At 35.3% G+C, this 23,533-nt stretch carries 17 protein-coding genes and 1 tRNA gene; 7 read left to right on the forward strand and 11 right to left on the reverse strand.

Annotation, left to right across the window (positions count from 1 at the left end; all coding sequences use genetic code 11):
* Window positions 1–42: 42 nt before the first annotated feature.
* The 7 genes from B0A64_RS01530 to B0A64_RS01560 form a co-directional block, all read right to left on the reverse strand.
* Window positions 43–1,632, reverse strand: a complete 1,590-nt coding sequence (locus B0A64_RS01530) for an alpha-amylase family glycosyl hydrolase (protein WP_089477775.1) — start codon at window positions 1,630–1,632, stop codon at window positions 43–45.
* A gap of 203 nt (window positions 1,633–1,835) precedes the next feature.
* Window positions 1,836–3,695: a glycoside hydrolase family 13 protein gene (locus B0A64_RS01535; protein ID WP_089477776.1), complete on the reverse strand. Its 1,860-nt coding sequence runs from the start codon at window positions 3,693–3,695 to the stop codon at window positions 1,836–1,838.
* Between the two features lie 153 nt (window positions 3,696–3,848).
* The gene (locus tag B0A64_RS01540; RefSeq protein WP_089477777.1) at window positions 3,849–5,963 is read right to left on the reverse strand and encodes a glycoside hydrolase family 97 protein; all 2,115 of its coding nucleotides are present in this window, start codon (window positions 5,961–5,963) and stop codon (window positions 3,849–3,851) included.
* A 229-nt stretch (window positions 5,964–6,192) separates the two neighbouring features.
* Window positions 6,193–8,496, reverse strand: a complete 2,304-nt coding sequence (locus tag B0A64_RS01545; RefSeq protein WP_089477778.1) for a glycoside hydrolase family 65 protein — start codon at window positions 8,494–8,496, stop codon at window positions 6,193–6,195.
* A gap of 92 nt (window positions 8,497–8,588) precedes the next feature.
* Complete coding sequence (gene pgmB / locus B0A64_RS01550) at window positions 8,589–9,245, reverse strand: beta-phosphoglucomutase (protein WP_089477779.1); 657 nt, start codon at window positions 9,243–9,245, stop codon at window positions 8,589–8,591.
* The gene (locus B0A64_RS01555; protein ID WP_089477780.1) at window positions 9,238–10,758 is read right to left on the reverse strand and encodes an MFS transporter; all 1,521 of its coding nucleotides are present in this window, start codon (window positions 10,756–10,758) and stop codon (window positions 9,238–9,240) included. The genes pgmB and B0A64_RS01555 overlap by 8 nt, the downstream gene beginning before the upstream one ends.
* A gap of 178 nt (window positions 10,759–10,936) precedes the next feature.
* A complete protein-coding gene (locus B0A64_RS01560) occupies window positions 10,937–11,968 on the reverse strand; it encodes a LacI family DNA-binding transcriptional regulator (RefSeq protein ID WP_089477781.1) in 1,032 nt (343 codons plus the stop codon).
* A 235-nt stretch (window positions 11,969–12,203) separates the two neighbouring features.
* Here B0A64_RS01560 and B0A64_RS01565 point away from each other — a divergent pair, with 235 nt between their 5' ends.
* From B0A64_RS01565 to B0A64_RS01575, 3 genes are read left to right on the forward strand one after another with little or no spacing between them, the layout of a single operon-like run.
* Window positions 12,204–15,179 carry a SusC/RagA family TonB-linked outer membrane protein gene (locus tag B0A64_RS01565; RefSeq protein WP_089477782.1) on the forward strand — a complete coding sequence of 992 codons (2,976 nt, stop codon included), beginning with the start codon at window positions 12,204–12,206 and terminating at the stop codon, window positions 15,177–15,179.
* 37 nt (window positions 15,180–15,216) lie between these two features.
* Window positions 15,217–16,845, forward strand: coding sequence for a RagB/SusD family nutrient uptake outer membrane protein (locus B0A64_RS01570; protein WP_089477935.1), 1,629 nt, complete (start codon window positions 15,217–15,219; stop codon window positions 16,843–16,845).
* A gap of 18 nt (window positions 16,846–16,863) precedes the next feature.
* Window positions 16,864–17,685 (forward strand): SusE domain-containing protein, encoded by an 822-nt coding sequence (locus B0A64_RS01575; protein WP_089477783.1) that lies wholly within the window; start codon window positions 16,864–16,866, stop codon window positions 17,683–17,685.
* Window positions 17,686–17,823: 138 nt separating this feature from the next.
* Here the strand turns inward: B0A64_RS01575 and B0A64_RS01580 are convergent, their stop codons facing one another.
* From B0A64_RS01580 to B0A64_RS01595, 4 genes are all read right to left on the reverse strand, one after another.
* On the reverse strand, window positions 17,824–18,051 hold the full coding sequence (locus tag B0A64_RS01580) for a DUF6814 family protein (RefSeq protein ID WP_089477784.1): 228 nt from the start codon (window positions 18,049–18,051) through the stop codon (window positions 17,824–17,826).
* Between the two features lie 10 nt (window positions 18,052–18,061).
* Window positions 18,062–19,558: an MFS transporter gene (locus B0A64_RS01585; protein WP_089477785.1), complete on the reverse strand. Its 1,497-nt coding sequence runs from the start codon at window positions 19,556–19,558 to the stop codon at window positions 18,062–18,064.
* Between the two features lie 328 nt (window positions 19,559–19,886).
* The gene (locus B0A64_RS01590; RefSeq protein ID WP_089477786.1) at window positions 19,887–20,120 is read right to left on the reverse strand and encodes a hypothetical protein; all 234 of its coding nucleotides are present in this window, start codon (window positions 20,118–20,120) and stop codon (window positions 19,887–19,889) included.
* A 466-nt stretch (window positions 20,121–20,586) separates the two neighbouring features.
* Window positions 20,587–20,662 (reverse strand) — tRNA-Phe (locus B0A64_RS01595).
* Window positions 20,663–20,761: 99 nt separating this feature from the next.
* Between B0A64_RS01595 and B0A64_RS01600 the strand changes: the two genes are divergently transcribed.
* From B0A64_RS01600 to B0A64_RS01615, 4 genes are read left to right on the forward strand one after another with little or no spacing between them, the layout of a single operon-like run.
* Window positions 20,762–21,496 (forward strand): type III pantothenate kinase, encoded by a 735-nt coding sequence (locus B0A64_RS01600; protein ID WP_089477787.1) that lies wholly within the window; start codon window positions 20,762–20,764, stop codon window positions 21,494–21,496.
* Complete coding sequence (locus B0A64_RS01605; RefSeq protein ID WP_089477788.1) at window positions 21,489–22,721, forward strand: hypothetical protein; 1,233 nt, start codon at window positions 21,489–21,491, stop codon at window positions 22,719–22,721. The genes B0A64_RS01600 and B0A64_RS01605 overlap by 8 nt, the downstream gene beginning before the upstream one ends.
* Before the next feature lie 51 nt (window positions 22,722–22,772).
* A complete protein-coding gene (gene lptC / locus B0A64_RS01610; RefSeq protein ID WP_089477789.1) occupies window positions 22,773–23,330 on the forward strand; it encodes an LPS export ABC transporter periplasmic protein LptC in 558 nt (185 codons plus the stop codon).
* Window positions 23,331–23,332: 2 nt separating this feature from the next.
* Window positions 23,333–23,533 (forward strand): hypothetical protein, encoded by a 201-nt coding sequence (locus tag B0A64_RS01615; protein ID WP_089477790.1) that lies wholly within the window; start codon window positions 23,333–23,335, stop codon window positions 23,531–23,533.

Genomic DNA, 23,533 nt, shown 5'->3' on the forward strand with positions numbered 1-23,533 from the left:
CTAATCTTTTAAGTCTGTGGCTAAAAAACTTTGCAGTTAACTCTATATTTTTTCTAATAAAACAAGTCCAAATTCAGAATGTACAAATGCTTTTCCGTCCTGAACTTCTGTTTCTTCACCAGAAAAAGCATCTTTTAGTTTCGTGCCATCCTGAAAAATCGATGCTACGGGAAGTTCTTTTAGACCAAGGTTAAGGTCTAAACCAATTATGACTTGATCTGTATAATTTTCAGTGGTATAGCTTCTGGAAAAGATATATGGTTTTTGAGTAATCATACGGTGTATTCCTGCACCAACTGCGGGATGATTTCTTCGAAACTGACCTAGTTTTTGCCAGTGTAACAGTATCTTTTGTGTTTCTTCGTTAGATTGAATATCATCCCAATTCATTAAAGATCGTAAAGTAGCGTCGCCTTCTGTATCTTCAATCACCAGAGAGCGACCTGATTCGTCGCCATAATAAACCTGAGAGATTCCGGGCGAAAGCAATAATTTGGTTCCGGATTCGAAAGTTCTGTTACGATGCGCATCAAAAGGATCAGGATCATCGTGTGAGGATATATAATTAAGGACACTATATCCTTTTAATTCATTTTGAAGTTTCGTTGAATACTTCGAAAATATAAACTCATAATCATTTTGAACATCCAACTTAAACTCAAAATTGATCATGCAGTTAAAACCATTCTGGAAGTAATTTACTTTTCGATCTCCAAAATCATACTCCAGACCAGCGTTTATTCCGTAACCATATACTTCGGCAATTGTATAAAACGGATTTTGATCCAATATTTCTGTTGGATGGTTTTTTTTCCAGGTTTCGAATGCATAGTCACATTCTTTTTTAAAATCAAGCCAGACATTTTCTTCGGTATGTTTTACAGTATCGGCTCTGTAACCATCAATTCCAAATTCTACGATATAATCTGTCAACCATTTTATGATGTAATATTTAGGAGTTCGGGGATAATTGGTTCTTTTGAAGAATTCATTAATTGAAGCAATTTCTTTTTCATATCGACCTTCTTTGTGCCATTTTTCGATTAAAAAAAAGGGTATTGCAACTTCCTGATTACTTTCGGTTCTTACATCCGGAAGATTATCCACTAAGGTACACATGGTTGTGTTTTCGAATGATTTATAATCACATACAACTCCTGTTCTAACCCAGTCTTGGGGCCAGATAGGATCTTCGGGAGTTACAGGTCCGGTATGATTGATTACACCGTCGAGCATAATTCTGATGCCTTTTGCGTGTGCTTTTTTGACCAGATTAGCGAGGTCTTCTTTGGTTCCAAAATTAGGGTCTAATGTTGTCCAGTCTCTTGCCCAATAACCATGGTAGCCATAACTAAGTCCGGTTCCTTCGTCGACGCCATCATGAATTTGTTCTACAATTGGTGTAAGCCAAATGACATTGATTCCTAGTCGATCAAAATAACCGTCGTCGATTTTTTTAAGAATTCCGATGATGTCACCACCTTCAAAACCACGTAATTTTCCGGGAGTTTTGGTTCGGTTAAAATTTAAATCATTAGAAGGGTTTCCGTTGTAAAAACGATCGGTAAGTAAAAAATAAATATTTGCTCCTTGCCATGCGAAAGGAGTTTTTGAAGTAGTGTCGTTATTCATTGCAATTAATTTTTGCCAGAATATTAAAGATAATGAAAGAATGGCATATAATAAAAAAATAAGCCACAGATTACAAGGTTAAAAGGATTTTTTTAATCTGTGTCTAAAAAAAAACGCCACGAATTCACGAATTATTTTTAGACAATCTTTGAGGATAAAAATTCGTGAATTCGTGGCGAAAAAACGTTGTGCGTAATGTTTTCTTATTCCAATTCTAAAACAATTGCTGATTTTGGCTCTAAAGTAATTTCAGAAGCTAAATCGAATGTTTTTCCAGTCAAAATATCTTTTCCTGATTTAAAGTTTTTGATGTTTTCTTTAAAACGATTGGTTTTAACAACTTGCTGAGTTGCATTGTTATTAAAAACGACCATTACGGTTTTGGTATCTGTATATCTAAAATAAACATAGGTATTGTTTTCAGGGATATAATGAGTCATTTTCCCGAAATGAACGGCTTCATTTGATTTTCTCCAGTTGAATAATTTCGCAGTAAAATCAAAGTACTTTGCTTGGTCAGCAGTTCTTCCTGCTGTGGTAAAAGCGTTGTTTTTATCACCAACCCATCCTCCGGGAAAATCCTGACGAATAGCTGCGTCGCCTTTGCTTTTGTCACCGCCCATTCCAATTTCTGAACCGTAATACAATTGTGGAATTCCGCGAACGGTTGCCATTAAAGTCATGACTAATTTGTATTTAGCAAAATCATATTTATAAACATCATTGATTCTGTTGGTGTCATGATTTTCAGCAAAAACCAGAATGTTGTTTGGGTTTGGATATAAATAATCTAAAGTAAAATTGTTGTAGAACTTAATCATTCCATTGTCCCAGGTTGCATTGTCTTCATTAAAAGCAGAACCAATCTGGTCTTGCAAAGTAAAGTCCATTACACTAGGTAAATTTGAATTGTAGTTTTCGATGGCTCCAATTTTACTGTCTTTTTGCCAATAAGCTAAATTCGCCTGATTGTGCATCCAGATTTCTCCAACAATATTAAAATTTGGATATTCATTGGTAATTGCTTTTGCCCAATTTGACATGGCAGCCGGATCAGAATAATTATAAGTATCTACTCTAAAACCATCAAGATTTGCATATTCTATCCACCAAATAGCGTTTTGTGTTAAGTATTTTGCTACCAAAGGATTTCTTAAATTCAAATCCGGCATAGAAGGTACAAACCATCCATCGATACAAATTTCCTGATCTAATTTTGAGGCGTGAATATCTGTAATTACTTCGCGACGGTGATGTGTTTGTGTGTAGTTTTCGAACTGATTCAACCATGATTTAGTTGGTAAGTCTTTGATCATCCAGTGTGTAATTCCCCAGTGATTGGTTACATAATCCATAACCAGTTTCATGTCTTTTTTATGCATTTCTGTGCCAAGACGAACATAGTCTTCATTGGTTCCGTAACGAGGATCGATTTTATATACATCAGATTGTCCGTAAGTATGATACGAGTGTTGTTTGTCGTTGTCTTCGCATAAAGGCGTGCTCCAGATTGTGGTTGCGCCAAGAGACGAAATGTAATCTAAGTTTTTTATAATTCCTTCGATATCTCCGCCGTGACGCCCGCTTGGATCCTGACGATTTCCTTTTTCGGTTAAAGAAGCATCACTGTCATTTTTAGGATTTCCGTTGGCAAAACGATCCGGCATGATTAAGTAAATCATATCCGATGCATCGTAACTTTTTCGGTCAGCGGAATTTGCTCTTCTTTCTTTAAGCGAATATTTCTGCGTGAAAGCGACTTTATTATTGTTTTTGAAAGAGAAAACCAATTCAGAAGCTTTGATATTTTGCGTATCAATAGTTACGAAAAGGTAATTCGGATTTTCTGTTTTTTCTACATTTTTAATCACAACATTGTTTGAAACCGAAGCTTCGTATTGCGAGATGTTTTTTCCGTAGAACATAATTTGTAGTTCCGGATTTTTCATTCCTGCGTACCAAAATGGTGGTTCTGTTTTCTGGATTTGCGCTTTCGCGGAAGCGGAAAATAGTAGAATGAATAGAAGTGTTTTATAGATAATATGGTTTGTTTGAATTCTCATAATTTATAGATTTAGTTTTCCTGCAAGGTTTTGAAAACCTTGCAGGACTAGATATAATAAATACCTAACAGGTTTTTAAAACCTGTTAGGATAACGGTCAGTTTAAAAAAAAGACAAGTAATCTTGGGGAAAATTACTTGTCTTTTTAAAAAATTATTTAGTTTCGATTATGCTTATGGCATAACCTCCGCCCGGAGCAGATAACTGCGATAATTTTGATTTGTTTGTTACTGCAATTTTCTTAATGGTGTAAGCTTGCGGATTTGTTTTGTAATGTGCCTCTTTTGCATCAGCATAAATTGTAGCGGTATATTTTTTACCTTTTTCAAGGAAACTGAAATCGATGTTTGATGTACGAGGCGTTTCTCCGTTTACGTTACCAACAAACCAATTGTTTGTTCCTTTTGCTTTACGGGCAACCGTGATAAAATCTCCCGGTTCAGCTTCGATATATTTACTTTCTGACCAATCTACAGCTACGTCTTTAATGAATTGAAATGCATCTGGAAAACGGTTGTAATTCTCCGGAGTATCTGCTGCCATTTGCAACGGGCTGTACATTGTAACATACAAAGCTAGTTGGTTGCAAATTGTACTGTTTACATGAGATTTGTTATCAGGATTCATTTTGCTGATATCCATTTCGAAGATTCCAGGCGTGTAATCCATTGGACCACCAATTAAACGTGTAAATGGTAAAACGGTAACGTGATTTGGTTTAGAACCTCCAAAAGCTTGGTATTCTGTTCCTCTTGCAGCTTCGTTTCCAATTAAGTTAGGATACGTTCTGCAAATTCCTGTTGGACGAACTGCTTCGTGAGCGTTCACCATAATTTTATAATCGGCTGCTTTTTCAATTGCATATTGGTAATGGTTTACAATCCATTGATCGTAATGGTTTTCACCGCGAGGCAAAATATCTCCAACATATCCGCTTTTTACAGCATCATATCCATTGTCTTTCATGAATTGGTATGCTTTGTCCATGTGACGCTCGTAGTTACGAACAGAACCTGACGTTTCATGGTGCATGATAATTTTGATTCCTTTAGATTTTGCATATTCGTGCAAACCTTTTACATCAAAATCAGGATAAGGCGTTACGAAATCAAAAACATAATCTTTTGAATGTCCAAACCAGTCTTCCCAACCTTCGTTCCAGCCTTCGACTAAAACAGCGTCGAAACCATTTGCAGCAGCAAAATCAATGTATTTTTTTACGTTTGCATTGTTTGCTCCGTGCGTTCCGCTTGGTTTTGCTTTAGAGAAATCAGAAACACCCAATTGTACCGTTGGAAAATCGTTTGTGTAGGACCAAGAGCTTTTCCCGGTAATCATTTCCCACCAAACACCAACGTATTTTACTGGTTTAATCCAGGAAGTATCATCAATTTTTGATGGATCGTTTAGGTTTAAAGTCATTTTTGAAGACAAGATTTCTGTAGCATTATCGCTTACCATAATGGTTCTCCAAGGCGAGTGGCTTGGTGCTTGCATATATCCTTTGTCACCTTTTGCATCTGGGGTTAACCAGGATTCGAAAATCATGTTTTTGTCATCCAGATTCAAGTGCATACACGAGTAGTTGATTAATGCTGCTTCGTGTAAGTTGATGTAAATTCCATCATTTGTTTTTAACATCAAAGAAGTCTGAACTCCTGTTGGTGAAAAGTTTTTTTGCGAAACATTTGCCGTATATGCTTTTTCAGACAATCCTCTGATTTCAGATAATTTAGATTTTGTATAATCGTATTCCTGAGTATCATAATCTCCCGGAATCCAAAAAGCGGTGTGATCTCCCGCCATAGCAAACTGAGATCTTTCTTCTTTGATTACGAAATAAGTCAGGTTTTTTTGCGCTGGAAATTCATATCTAAATCCAAGTCCGTCATCAAACAAACGGAAACGAATTATGATTTGTCTCTCTGTTCCTTTTTGGTTAAGGGTAACGGCTAATTCGTTATAATGATTTCTAATGTTGTCTACTTCTCCCCAAACTGGTTTCCAGCTTTCATCAAAAGTGGCTGTTTTAGAATCAACAACGGTAAAATCATTCAATAAAGATTTTTTGTCATCTTTAAGCTCAAGACCTAATTTACTGGTTTTGATAACTTCTTTATTTTTGTATTTTAAATTGTAAGTTGGAGTTCCGTCGTTTTGAAGAGAAAATTCCATTACGAACTTGCCTTCGGGTGATTTTAATTGTTGTGCTTTGGCAATTGTGCTAAAAGCAAACAAGATTAAACTTGCGAAAAATAAGTTTTTCATGTTTTTTAGTTTTTAAATTTATAGTAATGTATTGGTGGGTATAATTGTTTTTAACACATAGAAACATAGGTTTTATTTGTAAAAAAAGAGAGAATAAAGAGAAACCTGTTTCTTTTACATAGCAACTATGTTTATTTTAAATAAGTGAAACGCCTATTTGAGTACTCTAAATCTATGTTTCTATGTATTTAATATTGTTTTTGTTAATTATCCCTAATGGATTATTGTATTAATTAATTTGCATAAATTTACTTACAGTTACAGGATTTTCGTTCACGATAATAGTTAAATCCTGATCTCCATCTACAGTAAAAGTAGTTTCGTTATGATTGACAGCTACTTTTATAATTTGATTTCTAAAGTTTATTTTAAAAGAGTAGCCTTTCCATTCTTTTGGAATTTTTGGAGAAAAATGAAGCTGGTCCTTTTTAATTCTCATTCCGCCAAAACCTTCTACGATACTCATCCATGTTCCCGCCATTGAGGTAATATGACAACCTTCTTCGACTTCTTTATTATAATCGTCAAGATCAAGACGAGAAGTTCTTAAATAAAAGGTATACGCCATATCCATTTTGTCCAGATGAGCTGCCTGAATCGAGTGCACACAAGGCGAAAGTGAACTTTCATGAACTGTAAATGATTCATAAAATTCGAAATTGCGTTTTAATTCTTCTTTAGAGAAATGATCTTCAAAGAAATAAAAACATTGTAAAACATCGGCTTGTTTGATATAAGGGGAACGTAAAACACGATCCCAGGACCATTTCTGGTTTATTGGTCGTTGCGAACGGTCTAAGTCTTTTACTGGAACAAGATCTTTGTCCAGAAAACCGTCTTGCTGTAAATAAATACCCAATTCCTTAGAAGTAGGGAAGTACATATCATCAGCTACTTTTTTCCATTCCTGAATTTCGGCAGCAGTAAGATTTACTTTTTCCAGAATTCGTTTGTGATCTTCAGGATATTCTGCTGCTACTTTTTTAATTTGTTCCTCAGTATAATCAATACACCATTTTGCAATATAATTGGTGTAGAAATTATTGTTGATGTTGTTTTCGTATTCGTTTGGACCTGTAACTCCAAGAATTACATATTGATTTTTTGCTGCAGAGAAAGAAGCTCTTTGGTGCCAGAATCGTGCAATTCCGATTAAAACTTCGAGACCTTTTTCAGGAATATAAGAGTAATCTCCGGTAAAACGGTAATAGTTATAAATTGCAAAAGCAATCGCACCGTTTCTGTGGATTTCTTCGTGCGTGATTTCCCATTCGTTATGGCATTCTTCTCCATTCATGGTAACCATTGGATACAAAGCAGCGCCATTTTTGAAGCCTAAATTGTCTTTGGCATTTTCGATCGCTTTGTCTAATTGATTGAAACGATACGTCAATAAGTTTCTCGCAACTTGCTGATCTTTTGTCGCCATATAAAACGGAATACAATAAGCCTCAGTATCCCAATAAGTAGATCCGCCGTATTTTTCTCCTGTAAAACCTTTTGGTCCAATATTCAAACGAGAATCTTTTCCTAAATAAGTTTGGTTCAATTGAAAGATGTTGAAACGAATTCCTTGTTGTGCTTTTACATCACCTTCGATTGTAATATCTGACATTTCCCAAATTTTACTCCAAGCCTCAATTTGATTTTGAAGTAAAGTATCGTATCCTAAATTAACGGCAGCTTTTATTGTTTTTTCGGCTGCCGCCAATGTATTATCGTGATTTAAAGAAACCGTATATCCTCCAACTTTCTGGATAGATGAGGTTTGTCCTTTGGCAATAATAGTTCCGTAAGTAAACTGAACTTTATCCGGAGTAGAATCGATTGTAGAAGGCGAAATATTTACGTTTTCACCATTTGCCATAATCGTATTGTGCATAAAAGTAGTTACTTTAAAATGCGTTTTAAAAGTCTGTGCTGTTACAAAAGCTTCGTTTGTTCCTTTTTTTACTTCAAGGGGTTCCCAGAATTTTTCTTCCCAGTTGGCATCTTCATTGGTTACACCAGCATCGATATAAGGTTTGTAAACAATTTTTGCATCTTTGTTTAACGGTGTAATGTCAAACTTGATAATTCCTGTTTCATCCAAATCCAAAGAAAGAAAACGACGCACGTTTACGGCAATTTCGGTTCCGTTTTTTAACGTAGCTTCAAAAGAACGGTTGTACCAGCCTTCTTTCATATTCAATTCTCTGCGAAAGTTTCTAACTTCGGTACAAGTGTTTAAATCTAAATTTTCTTCATTGATCTCAACATCAATCCCAATCCAGTTTGGCGCGTTTAATACTTTCGCAAAATACTTTGGATAGCCATTTTTCCACCAGCCCACTTTGGTTTTGTCCGGGTAATAAATTCCGGCAATATAACTTCCCTGAAACGTTTCTCCAGAATAGGTTTCTTCAAAATTGGCACGTTGTCCCATAGCACCGTTCCCGATACTAAAAAGACTTTCAGACGATTTTACCCTTTCGGCATCAAATCCTTCTTCTATGATAGACCAGTTGTCTGGTTTTATATAATCTTGGTTCATTTTTTTCAATTTAATGATTAAAAGATTTAAAAATTTAAAGATTTTCGAATCACTCTAAATCTTAATTTTAAATATTTCAATATTTTAATTTTTCAATTAATTAATTTCTCGATAAAACTTGAGTCGATTTCGGTAAAATCTTTAAAAATATAATCGGCTTCATGCAAAATTGTTTTCTCGCCAATTCCCACACTTACCATTGCGCCAATATTTGCTGCCTGAATTCCGGCAACAGAGTCTTCGAATACAATTGAATTTTTTGGATCAGTACCTAATAATTGAGCTGCTTTGAGGAAAACTTCCGGATCTGGTTTTGCATTAGTCACATCATTTCCGTCAACAATAATATCGAAATATGAAATGATTCCTGTTTTTTCGAGGATTGGTCGGGCGTTTTTACTGGCAGAACCCAATGCGATTCCCTGATTTTTTTCTTTTAATAGTTGCAGAATTTTAAAAACTCCCGGAAGAATTTCGCTTTCGTTCATATCAACCAGATAAGATAAGTAATCTTCGTTTTTTTGAATCAGCCATTTGTCTTTGTCTTCCTGAGAAGCCTGAACATTTCCTAATTCAAGAATTATATCTAACGAACGTACACGGCTTACTCCTTTTAGTAATTCGTTGTCTTCGTGTGTAAAGTTTATGTTTAATGCCTGAGCGATTTTTTGCCAGGCCAAAAAGTGGTATTTAGCGGTATCTACGATCACTCCGTCAAGGTCGAAGATGAATGCTTTTTTGTTACTCATGAATTTCAATTTTAGTTTTACTATTTACTCTAAGGGTAAGTAATCCGGCAAATATCATGGATACTCCTCCAATTATTAAGGCGTAAATAGGTTCATTATGAAAGAATTGTTTGATTACAAAACCTAATATTGTTGCTGCAACAATTTGTGGTATTACTACAAAAAAGTTAAAAACCCCCATGTAATATCCCATTTTTGCGGCGGGTAATGCGCCTGATAACATCGCATAAGGCATTGATAAAATACTTGCCCAGGCAATACCTACTCCTAACATTGGGAGAATTAGCATTTGTTTATCTCCAATAAAATAAATCGAAATTAAACCAACACCTCCAGCACATAATGCTAATAAATGTGTTGCTCTAACACCTACTTTTTTTGCAATAATGGGCAATAAAAAAGCTACTGCTGCCGCAATTCCGTTATAGACCGTAAACAATACCGAGACCCAGTCTGCAGCATCATTGTATACTTTTGAAGTGGTATCTGTTGTGCCAAAAATGTGTTGTGTAACGGCTTGTGTCGTGTATATCCACATAGAGAAAAGTGCAAACCAGGAGAAAAACTGAACCCATGCCAATTTTTTCATGGTGGTTGGCATATTCAACAGATCCGTCATAATAATAGTAAAGCCATTATGAACCTTAGAAGTTCTTAACTGTGATGCTATTATAAATAAAATCCCCATGAATACAAGACCAACAAAGAGAATATAGAGTTCTTTTGCAAGACTGTTTTCGAAAATAAAAAAAGAAACTACAGCACCAATAAGGGTTAGTAATAAGCCCAGAGACAATTGTCTTTTTATATTGCTTCCCGATTCTGTATCCGGATTTAGGATAAGATCTTCTTTGTCTTTTTTGCTGTGTTCTTCAAAAGCGTGAAGTTCTTCAGGGGTGTATTCTGTTGTTTTAAAAACGGTCCATAAAACAGAAAGCAGAAAAACGATTCCGCCAATATAAAAAGACCATTTTACTGAGTCCGGAATAATTCCTTCGGGGGCAGTATTGCTTACTCCAAAAACATTTGTAAAGAGATAAGGTAAAACAGAACCTACCACAGCACCGGTTCCTATAAAAAAGCTTTGCATGGCAAAACCTAAAGTTCGTTGTTTTTCTGGTAAATTATCGCCTACAAAAGCGCGAAAAGGCTCCATTGAAACGTTTATTGAGGCATCCATTATCCATAAAGTTCCTGCGGCAATCCATAAAGTTGGAGAGTTGGGCATAATGAATAATGCGATTGAAGATAAGAGGGCTCCAATTAAAAAATAGGGGCGACGCCTGCCTAGACGAGTCCAGGTTCTATCACTAAAATAACCAATTACGGGCTGAATTATTAAACCGGAAACAGGAGCTGCAATCCATAAAATTGGAATTTCATCTATTTTGGCACCAAGGGTTTCAAAAATTCTTGAAGTATTTGCGTTTTGCAGTGCAAAACCAAACTGTATTCCCAAGAAACCGAAACTCATGTTCCAAATTTCCCAGAAACTTAATTTACGCTTTTCCATTATCGTAATTAAATAATTAATTAGACGATAAGCGCTTTGCTTATCAAAACTTACTGTTTTTTCGAAGTAAAAGTAAAAGCCTTGATGGGCGTAAAAGTATAAATTATTTTTTTAATTCAAATCATAAAAAAACCATAAATAACATTTATGGTTTTAGAATAAGTTGATTTTAAGAAAATTAGTCTGTAGATTCCCTTTTTATCAAGTGTGTTTCGATTACTTCTGTGGTGTAATTTTCGTTTTCTTCTTCGTCGTCTTCGTGTCCGGCTTCTAGTCTTTCTATCAGCATTTTAGCGGCTTTATTTCCCATTTTTTCACCACTCTGGCTTACGGTTGTAATACTTGGCGTAGAATATTTGGAGATAATTCCGTCCGTAAAAGCAATTACAGCGAGATCTTCAGGAACTTTGAGTCCCATTTTGCTGGCTGTTTTAATAATGGTTACGGCAAAAAGCTCGTTTACCGCAAATACAGCATCAAAAGCTCTGTCATGCAAAAGCTGGCTAATGGTTATTTCACACGTATCGACATCTTCAATTTTTATAATTAAATCTTCGTTAAAGGGTAGTCCGTTGTCCAGAAGTGCTTTTTCGTAACCATCTGTTCGTAGTTTTCCAACACTTACATAATCAACTGTGGTGACCAGAGCAATCTTTTTTCGGCCATTATCAATTAAACTCTGAACCGCTTCGTAGGCCGCCGCTTTATCATCAATAATTACTTTATCGCATAAAATATCATTGGTAACGCGGTCGAACATTACAACAGGCATACCTTGATTGATAACTTCGGTAATGTGATGAAAATCACCTTTGTATTGGGTTTCTTTAGAGAGTGACATGATAAAACCATCGATACTTCCGTTGGCCAGCATTTCCATATTCAGGACTTCTTTATCAAACGAATCGTCAGATAAACAGATCACGACACTATAGCCATTTTCGTTGGCTACCTGCTCAATTCCGTTAATTACAGTAGAGAAAAAATAATGTACAATTTCCGGAATGATAATGCCAATACTTTTGGTTTTTCGGTTTTTCAGACTCAGGGCAATATTGTTGGGTTTATAGTTGTAAAACTTTGCAAAAGCCTGAACTTTTAAGCGGGTTTCTTCGCCTATTTCCAGACTGTTTCTAAGTGATTTTGAGACAGTTGAGATAGATACGTCAAGTTCCTTTGCAATCTGTTTTAAGGTTATTTTGCGTTTCATAGTTATTATTGAAAAAAATCTAATTATTAATAAAGGTATCTTTTATTTTTTGATTTGACATTTTTTGACTTAAAAGATTACAAAAAATAGAAAGTTTTCAACACTATCACGTTTTCGTAATCCAATAAAAACTGTAACTGGTTGGTCGTGTTAATAAATTCCTAATTTTGAAATTCGAAGTAAAATTAAAAACTCAACTAACAATCAAAAACTCAAACTAATTTAAACAAAAAGTATGAAAACAATTTACAAAAAGTTGTTATTTTTATTCTTACTGTTACCATTTACTGTACTGGCTCAAAGTACTTTAAAAGGAACAGTTGCCGATCAGGCAACGGGGCAACCAATCCCGGGAGTAAACGTAAGTATACAAGGTGCTCCGGGCGGAACATCGACTGATTTTGACGGTAAATTTCAGTTATCTAATGTAAAAAATGGAGACAAAATTGTAGTTTCATTTATTGGATACAAAACCTCTACTATAGCTTTTAACGGTCAACAAACATTAAGTGTTTCCTTAGAAGAAGATACTAATCAACTTAAAGAAGTTGTGGTACAAGTAGGTTACGGTACTGTTAAGAAAAAAGATGCAACAGGTTCTGTATCTCAAATTTCGGCTAAAGAATTTAATAAAGGAATCAACGTAACTCCTGAAAGTTTAATCAGCGGTCGTATCGCTGGTGTAAATGTAACGGGAGGTGGAGCTCCTGGGGCTAAAGCAGATATTAGAATTCGTGGAGGATCTTCTTTGAATGCTTCAAATGAGCCATTAATCGTTTTAGACGGACTTCCGTTAAGCAACGCGGTTCCAAGTGGTGCAACAAGTATTTTGTCTACTATTGATCCTAATGATATTGAATCTTTTACGGTGCTTAAAGATGCTTCTGCTGCTGCAATCTACGGATCAAGAGCTGCAAATGGTGTAATTGTTATTACTACTAAAAAAGGTTCTAAAGGTGGTGTAAAAGTTAATTTTAGTTCTCAAATTGGTATCAATACTGTAGCCAATACGGTTGATGTAATGAGTGCAGATCAATTTCGTGAATTGGTAAAGACAAAAGGTACTCCGGCACAACAGGCTTTATTAGGAAATGCAAATACAAACTGGCAGGATGAAATTTTTCATACAGCCCTGACAACTAACAATAATATCTCTGTAAGTGGTTCTTTGTTTAATAAAGTTCCGGTTCGTTTATCTGTTGGTAATGTTGATAATCCTGGAATCCTAAGAAACACTTCTTTTGAAAGAACTACGACATCGATATCGTTAAATCCTGTTTTGTTTGATAATCACTTAAAAATTGACATTAGCGGAAATTTATCTTTCGGTAAAAATCAATTTCAGGACGAAGCTGCCGTTATTGGAAGCGCTATTGGGTTTGACCCGACACAACCGGTTTATCAATCAGGTTCTCGTTACGGAGGTTACTACGAATGGTTAGAACCAAACGGAAATTTACCATTATTGCCGTCAAGAAATCCTGTGGCAAGATTAAACCAGGACGACAGAAGAGCAACTTCTACCAGAAAATGGGGTAACATTAGATTAGATTATAAACTTCATTTCTTTGAAGATTTAAGAGCAGTTGTAGAAGCTGGGATTGATCGATTTGACAGTAGCGGATATACTGAGGTAAGTACTCAAAGTGCTTTAGGATATCAGCCAAAAGCATTTAGTGATACGGGTTATGTAAACTTAGGAAACTATAATAGCTATACAGATGCGCTTCAAAATAAAAACTTAAATGCTTATTTTAATTATACCAAAGATTTAGGAAAAATTAAAATTGATGCAACTGCAGGTTATAACTACCAATTGTTTCAAAAAGAAAAATACTCTTCAGGAGAGGTTAGACAACCAAATCCTAATGAAGATGTTGCTACAGATCCTGATGTTAACTTACAATCTTTCTTTGGTCGTGTAAATTTAGGGTACGATAGCAGATATTTATTGACTTTAAATTACAGAAGAGACGGAACATCCCGTTTCTCTGAAGACAACAGATGGGGTAATTTTGCAGGAGGTGCTTTTGCCTGGAATTTATCTGAAGAAGCTTTCTTAAAAGACAACAAAACGGTTTCGACTTTAAAATTAAGAGTTGGATACGGTACAACAGGACAACAGGATATCTCTGCTCAGTATGATTATTTACGCAGGGTAACTTTAGGAACTATTAACTCTCAATATATTTTTGGTAATACTGTTTATTCTACAGCAAGACCGGAGGGATATAACGAAAACATTAAATGGGAAGAATTGGCAGAGGGTAACCTTGGTATCGATTACGGATTTTTTAATGACAGAATTACAGGATCGATTAACTATTTTGATAAAAAATCGACAGATTTATTAGCAGATATTGCAGTTCCTGATGGAGCAAATCTTAGAAATCAAGGTTTCTTTAATATTGGTAGTGTAAGAACAAAAGGGGTTGAATTTAGTATTGCTTCTGATATTGTTAAAAATGATAATCTGACATGGAATGTAGCTTTTAATACAACTTATATTGATCAGAATATTTCTGAGTTAGGAATCACGGTTCCTGGTTTTCAAGGATATTTGACAGGAGATAATATCGCTGGTGGAAACGGAAATAAAATCCTTATCAACTCAGTAGGATATGCACCAAATTCATTTTTTGTATACGAGCAATTGTACGATAGCAATCATAAACCTATTGCAGGAGCTTATGCTGACAGAAATGGAGACGGAAAAATTGATGCGGGAGACCGTTACAGAGCTGGTAAAGCAGCACCGGATTATACTTTTGGGTTGTTCTCTACTTTAAATTACAAAAAGTTTGATTTTACAATGAACTGGAGAGCAAGTTTAGGAAATCATATTTTTGATAACGTAAGTTCTAATTTAGGATATTCTGACGCCGGATTAAGAAGACAAACAGATTTGTCTAACGTAAGTTCAGATTACTATAATACTGGTTTTACTTTTGAAGATAACGGGACATCACGTTACTTGTCTGATTATTTTGTAAAGGATGCTTCTTTTATCAAATTAGACAACGTTACCCTTGGATACACTTTTGATAAAACAATAATTAAAAGTGCTTCTTTAAGATTTACAGCTGGTGTTCAGAATGTTTTAATTCTGACGAAATACAATGGATTGGATCCTGAGAAATTCAACGGAATTGATAATAATGTGTATCCAAGAGCAAGAACATTCTTGTTTGGAGTGAATGCGAATTTCTAATAGTAGACTGAAAATCAAAAATTTAAAAACAAACAAAATGAAAATATCATTTAAATATATATCTTATTTTTTCCTATTCGTTTTAGGATTGAGTATGACGCTTACTTCGTGTACGGACGATTTAAACGTGACGCCTAAGGATGATGATGAGTTTTTATCTGAGGCCTTTTTTAAAGATCCTGCATCATACAAAGAAGTATTGGCTAAATTATACGCCGGTTTGTACGTTGGTGGTAATGATGGTGATGGTGATGCCGCTGTACCTGGAAAAAGCCCTGATATTGCAGGACTTGGTGGTGACTTTAGCAGTTACTTAAGATTGCTTTTTGTAACTCAGGAGTTTACAACAGATGAGGCTATTATTGCATGGGCAGATGGTACTTTGCCAACATTAAATGCTCAGACATGGGCTCCGGCGAATGAATTTCTGGAAGGAACTTTCTCAAGAGCATTTTATCACATAAGTGTGGCAAATGAGTTTTTAAGACAAACTACAGATGAGAAATTAACAGAAAGAGGTGTTGATGCAAACTTAAAAGCTGATATCGCTAATTTTAGAGCCGAGGCTCGTTTTTTAAGAGCTTTCTCTTATTATAACTTAATGGATTTGTTTGGAAATGTGCCCATTACAACAGAAAAAGATCCTGTTGGATTTTTCTATCCGGAACAAAAATCAAGAGCAGAAGTTTTTGCTTTTATAGAATCTGAATTGAAAGACTTAGACAATAGTTTAGTGGCTTCAAAAGCAAACGAATATGGTAGAGTTGATAAAACTGCGGCTAAATTTTTATTGGCACAAATTTATTTAAATTCTAAAGTATATACAGGTGTAGACAGAAACAACGAAGCTGCAACATTGTGTAATGAAATCATTACCGCTTCTGGATATACGTTTGCAAATGTTCCTTACCGTTTCTTATTCTCTGCAGATAATAATAGAAATGGTGCTCAGTCTGAATTTATTTTCCCAATTATTGGCGATGGTAATGCAATTAGAGCTACTGGTGGAGGAATGAGTTTTATCATGCACGCTTCTATTGGTGGTAGCATGGATGCTGCATCAAGAGGTATGAATGGTGGATGGCAAGGGATCAGAACTCGCAGAGAGTTTGTAAATCTTTTCCCGGATGCAACTGCAACGGCAGACAACAGAGGGACATTTTATACAGATGGTCAATCAAAAGATATTAATAATGTTGGAACTTTTACAGATGGTTATGCAGTAACAAAATACATTAATAAAAATGCCGATGGTTCTGACGCACAAAGAAATGATATCCCGGATATCGATTTCCCAATGTTTAGATTAACAGATGCTTATTTAATGTATGCCGAAGCAACTCTTAGAGGTGCATCAAGTGGTAACCTTACAACTGCTTTAGGATATATAAATAAAATTAGAGCCAGAGCAAATGCACAAGCAATTACACTTCCAGAGTTGACACTTGATTTTATCCTGGATGAAAGAGGAAGAGAATTATTCTGGGAATGCCACAGAAGAACAGATTTAATTCGTTTTGGAAAATTTACCGGAAGTTCTAAAATCTGGCAATGGAAAGGTGGTTCTGTAAATGGTAACGCTACAGAGTCATTTAGAGATTTGATGCCAATTCCTGCAAGAAACATTCAGGCAAATCCAACTTTAAAGCAAAATCCAGGATACTAACATCTTATAAACATTAAAATGAAAAATATATATAAAATTTTAATCGCATTTATTGGTGTATTGGCGGTTTCATGTAATGCGGATGATGTAGACAACAGGCCTGTTATTGAGGCAGAAACTGCTCCGGTATTGTTAACACCAAAATCTGATTTTAGCATTGTGCTATCAAAAGAAACAGAGAAAAATGTTGCAACTACTGTAACCTGGAATAAAGCAACTTATACAGGAAAGCAAACAATTGTCAATTATACCATTCAAATTGCAAAAGCAGGAACTAGTTTCGCTAATCCAATAACTTTAATGAATACTACCGCTATTTCGCAAGAAGTAACAGTAGAAGAATTAAACTCGGCATTAGTAAACGGAGGTTTTATCGAGAAAGCAGTAAACAGTGTTGATATTCGTATTAAATCTGCTGTAGGAGCTTCAGGGATTCCTCAATATTCTAACTTTTTTACCATCAAAGCAACTCCTTATCATGTTCCTTTAGCGAGTTCTCATTGGTTAGTAGGTGGAGCGACTCCGGGAGGATGGTCTTGGGATGGCGATGCCGAAACTGAATTTCCTTTAGTTGCCGGAGAGACTAAGATCTACAAGGTTTCATTAGTACTAAAATCAGGAGAAGGATTTAGAGAGTTTCTGGCAAATGATTTTACAAGTGGTGGTAACTGGGGTGCAACCAATAGTCATAACTATACTTATTATGCAGATGCAGGATATACTATCGATTCAGAATTAGAAAATGCAAATGATGGAGATAAAAACTTTAAGTATACAGGACCAACAGGTCTTAGAGTTTTTAAAATTGATAACGTTGCAAAAACGATAACAGTAGATTAATTCTTATTGTAGATAATTTAAAAGGCTATCTTAAAGGTAGCCTTTTTTATAGAAATCAACCCGCAGGGTAAAAGATTTTGGTTTTGTTAGTAATCCGAAAGGGCTGTCTCTAAATGAGGCAGCCCTTTCAATTTTGTACTATTTCTTTTTGTTGCTGTATTCTCCAATTACAGAAAAGTAGCCAAAAGTTCCCAGTCCCAGAACAATTAGCGGAGTAAGAATAAAGAGGATAATGATCCCAAAGACTAAATCGTCTTGTTTGTCTGAAAGCAGTTTAGGTAAACCAAATTCAAAAACGCAAAAATAAGCCGCAGCAACCGCTAGTATAACCCATAAAACACCTAAAATTTGTTTGATCGTATCCATGTTAAAAATATTAAAGGTGATTAGTTTTGTTTTTATTATCGATATAAATCATTCCTATTACAAAGCATACAGATGCTATAATAATGGGGTACCAAAGCCCTTCGAGATAAAACTCCGGTTCCCCGGCTTCTTTGGCATGAGTTACAAAATAGGTTGAAATTGCGGGTAATAAACCTCCAAAAATACCATTGCCCACATGATAAGGCAGAGACATTGATGTATACCTGATTTTTGCCGGAAACATTTCTACTAAAAAGGCTGCAATTGGCCCATAAACCATTGTAACAAATAAAACCTGAATGAAAACTAAAAATATTAATGTCCATTCGTCGCCTGAATTTATATTGATCGAAATACTGCTTTGAGATTCTTTTTTATTTGCAAAAGTGGTCTTCTTTTCGATATACGTAGTTCCGTCAGTATAGGTTTTTGATATAGAGGTTATTGTGTCATTATTTTTTGTAGTTTCTATGGTTTGATTTCTCTCTTCTACAATTTCAGTTTTATAATTTATATCTGTTGTGTTGTACATCATCTTATAAATTGGTCTGTAGAATAAGATAGCCAGCAACATGCCAAACATCATAATATATTTTCGTCCTACCTTGTCACTCAACCATCCAAAAACAATAAAAAACGGAGTACCAATCAATAATGCAATCCCCAACAAGCCATCGACCTGAGATGAATCAATATTCATGACGGTTTTCATGAAGCTCATAGCATAAAATTGTCCGGTGTACCAAACAACACCTTGCCCCATTGTAGCGCCAAATAATGCCAGTAATACAAATTTTAAGTTATATCGATTGCCAAAACTCTCTTTTAACGGATTTGTACTCGTGGTTCCTTCTTTTTTTGCTTTGGCAAATACAGGAGATTCATCCATGTTTTTGCGTATTAAATACGAAACGCCAACCATAACAATAGAAACCCAAAACGGAACACGCCAGCCCCAGGAATCAAATTCTGTAGGCGAGAGAACATTTTTTGTGGCAAGAATTACCATCAAAGATATAAATAAGCCAATTGTAGCTGTGGTTTGAATCCAGGAGGTCCAATAGCCTTTTTGGCCTACCGGAGCATGTTCTGCGACATAAGTGGCGGCACCGCCGTATTCGCCACCAAGAGCAAGACCTTGCAATAAACGAAGAATTAAGACTAACAAAGGCGCCATAAAACCTATAGTTTCATAACTGGGGATACAGCCTATTAAAAAAGTAGAGCCTCCCATTAATAATAAAGTAGCCATAAAAGTGTATTTACGACCAATAATGTCACCAAGTCTCCCAAAGAATAATGCGCCAAAGGGCCTAACAACAAACCCTGCCGCAAAGGTGGCCAACGTAGATAAAAATGCTGCTGTAGGGTTATCACTCAGAAAGAATTTTGTTGAAATTACGACTGCCAAACTCCCAAAAATATAGAAATCATACCATTCGATCATTGTACCCATTGAGGAGGCCGAAATTACTTTCCAGATGCCTTTTGTAGAATTTTTACCCATAAAACGTTCTGTATTTTTAGCAATAAATAAAATAATTAAGTATCATTTTACGAATATATAATATATTTGTTTATTTAGTTGATACTTTTTTAACAAAAAGTACTTAATTATTAACTTGTGGGTTTTTAGTAGAAATTAGTTTGTTAAAATAACAGATCAAGAAGAGTTTCGACGCTAGAATGGTGCAAAGCGCCATGAACGAAAAGGATAATGTATGTTTAAGCCCTGAAAAGGCGAAAGATATTATATGAAAAGAATATTTTAATTTATAAAACCGAAAAAACCTCGATTAAAATTGAGGTTTTTTGTAAAAAAGGACTATTAGAAATTACTCCACATCCAGATAAGGATTGAGGGTTTCGGCCAATTCGTTGAGCCAATAAAAGCTGTTTTCTAATTTAATTATTTCTTCTTGCAGGGTTTCGTTTTCCCTGACGAGGCTTAAAGCGAGCACAAAATTTACTTGTCTAAGTGCTTTTGCCATACGTTCTGGTGCAATTGTTTGCGTAAAAAAATTCATTAGCCTTGTTTCGGCTTCTTTTGAAAGGGTGCTTGTACTCATAATGTGAAGATTTAAGAACAAAAACCCTCATGCGTTAGCAGTCTTACGCGTCTTCACGGCGTCAAAGTCCTTTCAGATCTTTACTACATAACATAAGGGCAATTTTATTTTGTTCTTAATGTGAAGATTTAAGAACCGCAAATGTAGCAAAAAAAGGGATTGTTGTATAGTAAGAAAATAATTATAAATAGATATTTGTATAAATCAATTTTTATCAAGTAGCAAAGGCACCTGGCAGGATTGTGTGGCAAGGCAATGATGGTTGCGCCTGTTGGTAAAGGCAAGCGAGAATAGATATTCAAAAAGATGCAGCGATGCTAGAACAAGGATAGAAATGTAGCGTTTTTTCTTTTAGACTAACCAATATTTACACTTAATTTTTGATGCTTTACAAGTTTTCGTGTTGATCCAATATTCTTTAGGAAAGTATTAAAAACAAAAAACCCGAATATTGCTATTCGGGTTTTGGTGGTGCCTCCAGGGATCGAACCAGGGACACATGGATTTTCAGTCCATTGCTCTACCATCTGAGCTAAGGCACCGTGCTGATTGCGGGTGCAAAGATAGAATCATTTTTCGTTTATCCAAAACATTTTTTAAAAAAAATCAATTCGTATCTTTGCAGTTGTAAAAAAGTAAACATGATTTTAACCGTCGATGTTGGTAATACCAGAATTAAAGCAGCTGTATTTGAGGGCGATACTGTTCTTGAAAATTATATTTTTGAGAAAAATGAGTTTGAAGAAAAAATTCAAAAAATTTTAAAAAAATTCCAAAACTGCTCTGATTTGGTTGTCGCATCTGTTGGAAAAATAGAAAAACAATCTTTTTTGGCTTTCGAAAAAGAATTAAACGTTCATTTTTTAACGCATGAAGATGTTTTTCCGTTTATAAATAAATATGCGACACCCAAAACATTAGGAATAGACAGGATGGTTTTGGCTTCCGGAGCAACTTTGCAGTTTCCGAAACAAAACCGATTGGTGATTGATGCGGGTACATGTATTACCTATGATTTCATCGACGAAAACGACAATTATTTGGGCGGAGCCATATCTCCGGGCTTAAGATTGCGTTACGAAGCATTGCATAACTATACGGCCAGACTGCCTTTGCTGACTTTTGAAACCCCGGAACAGTATATAGGAAACTCGACTTCGCAAGCCATTCATTCCGGAGTTGTAAATGGGTTCGTCTATGAGATTGATGGTTTTATCGATGAATATCGAGCAAACTTTTCAAATTTTATAATAATTTTAACGGGAGGAGATGCAGATTTTTTGGCTAAACGATTAAAAAATACCATATTTGCCAATTCAAATTTCCTTTTAGAGAGTTTGAACCAAACATTTCAATATAAAATCGACAATGATTAAAAAAATTATAGTAAGCGCTTGTTTGCTTATCTCGTTCGTTTCATTTGCTCAACAGGGTACTGCTTCTCCTTATTCTTTTTTCGGAATTGGGGATGTAAGATTTAAAGGAACTCTTGAAAATAGGTCTATGGCAGGAGTTTCGGTAGAGCAGGACAGTATACATTTAAACATTGAAAATCCAGCGAGTTATGCCAGTTTGGGACAAACGACTTTTACAGTTGGAGGAACTTTTGGAAGCGCAACACAAAAAACCAGCGAGCAGTCTGCAAAAGTGCAACGCTCAACTTTTGATTATTTAGCAGTAGGAATTCCCATGGGAAAATTTGGGGCAGCCTTTGGTTTGGTTCCTGTATCTTCTGTTGGGTATAAAATTCAAAATGACAATACAGCAACAGAAGGAGCAACAAGTACACAACTTCAGGGAAAAGGAGGAGTTAATAAAGTATTTTTGGGTTTAGGGTATAAAATTAAAAAACACTGGACTGTTGGAGCTGATGCACAATATAATTTTGGTAAAATTACCACCACAAGTGTAGAGCTTGTTACAGGAGTTCAAAATGCAACCAGAGAAACAAACGCATCTGAGTTGTCTGGTGTTAGTTTTAATATTGGTACGATGTATCAAACAAAAATCGATAAAAAATTAAGCTTGTTTACCAGTTTGAGTTATACTTTTGCGAGTACCTTAAACTCTAATAGTACCAGGGTTATTGATGTAGACGGCGATCCGGATCCTTATGCAGTTCCTGCGCATGAAGATAATCTTAAACTGCCAAATAAAGTAACATTTGGTGCCGGTATCGGAGAGGCAAGAAAATGGTTGGTAGGTACTACAGTTGCTTTTCAGGGTAACGGACAGCTTGCAAATTATTACAATGCAGCAGATAATGTGCGTTATGAAAAGTATCAGAAATATGCAGTAGGAGGTTATTTTATCCCTAACTATGCTTCTTTTACCAGCTATTTAAGCAGAATTACTTATAGAGCAGGTTTAAAATATGAAAAATTGGGTTTGATTGTTAATAATCAATCAATCAATGATGTTGGAATGAGCCTAGGAGCAGGAATCCCTTTGGGTAACGGATCTTTTTCGAATGTAAACGTAGGTTTGGAATTTGGAAAAAGAGGAACAACAACTGCCAGTCTGGTTCAGGAGAATTACATAAACTTTAGTTTGAGTTTCTCTTTTAATGACAGATGGTTCGTGAAAAGTAAATTCAATTAAGGATTAACTTTTGTGCTTTTTTAAGCCCATACAATTTACTACATTTGGCAAATGAATTTACCAAAGAGATATATTATAGCCGTTGTCACAGTTTTTGCTGTGACACTGTTTTTTGGATGCGAAAGTAATTTTAAAGATGTTCAAAAAATTAACTTCTCAGAGTTTGTTCCGGGAAGTGATGCAGACACTGTTAATATAAAATATACAGATTCCGGGCTTATAACCGGCGTTTTAAAAAGTCCAAAAATGTTGGATTATTCTAATCTGGATTTTCCATTTACAGAGTTTCCAAAAGGAATTGATGTTACCTTATACGATAAAAAACAAAAACGTACATTTATAGTATCAAATTATGCGGTTTCGTATAAGCCAACCAGTATAATAGACTTGCAGGGAAAGGTAAAAATTACCTCAGAAACAGGGCAGATGCTGGAGACGGAGCAATTGTATTTTGATCAGAAAAATGAATGGTTTTATACCGAGAGAAAGTTCAAGCTTACAGATGCAAAAGGCGTTTCTTACGGACAGGGAATTGATTTTAGTAAAGATTTTAAAGTGATTAATTCGCAACGTGTAAGCGGTGAGATAGAATCAGAAGAAAAATTATAATTATGGGCATTTTAAAATATACACAGTATCTTTATTTATTAATAGCAGCTGCTTTCATTTATGATGGAGTGATGAAGCTAATTTCGGCAAATGAAAATGAAAATCCGTGGTTGAGCTTTATAGTTGCAGGAGTGAGTGTTTTTATGTTTTTTTTCAGGAGAAAATATGCCAAGAAATTTGATGACCATTATAAAAAACAATAA

This window comes from Flavobacterium araucananum, assembly GCF_002222055.1.
Classification (GTDB): Bacteria; Bacteroidota; Bacteroidia; order Flavobacteriales; family Flavobacteriaceae; genus Flavobacterium; species Flavobacterium araucananum.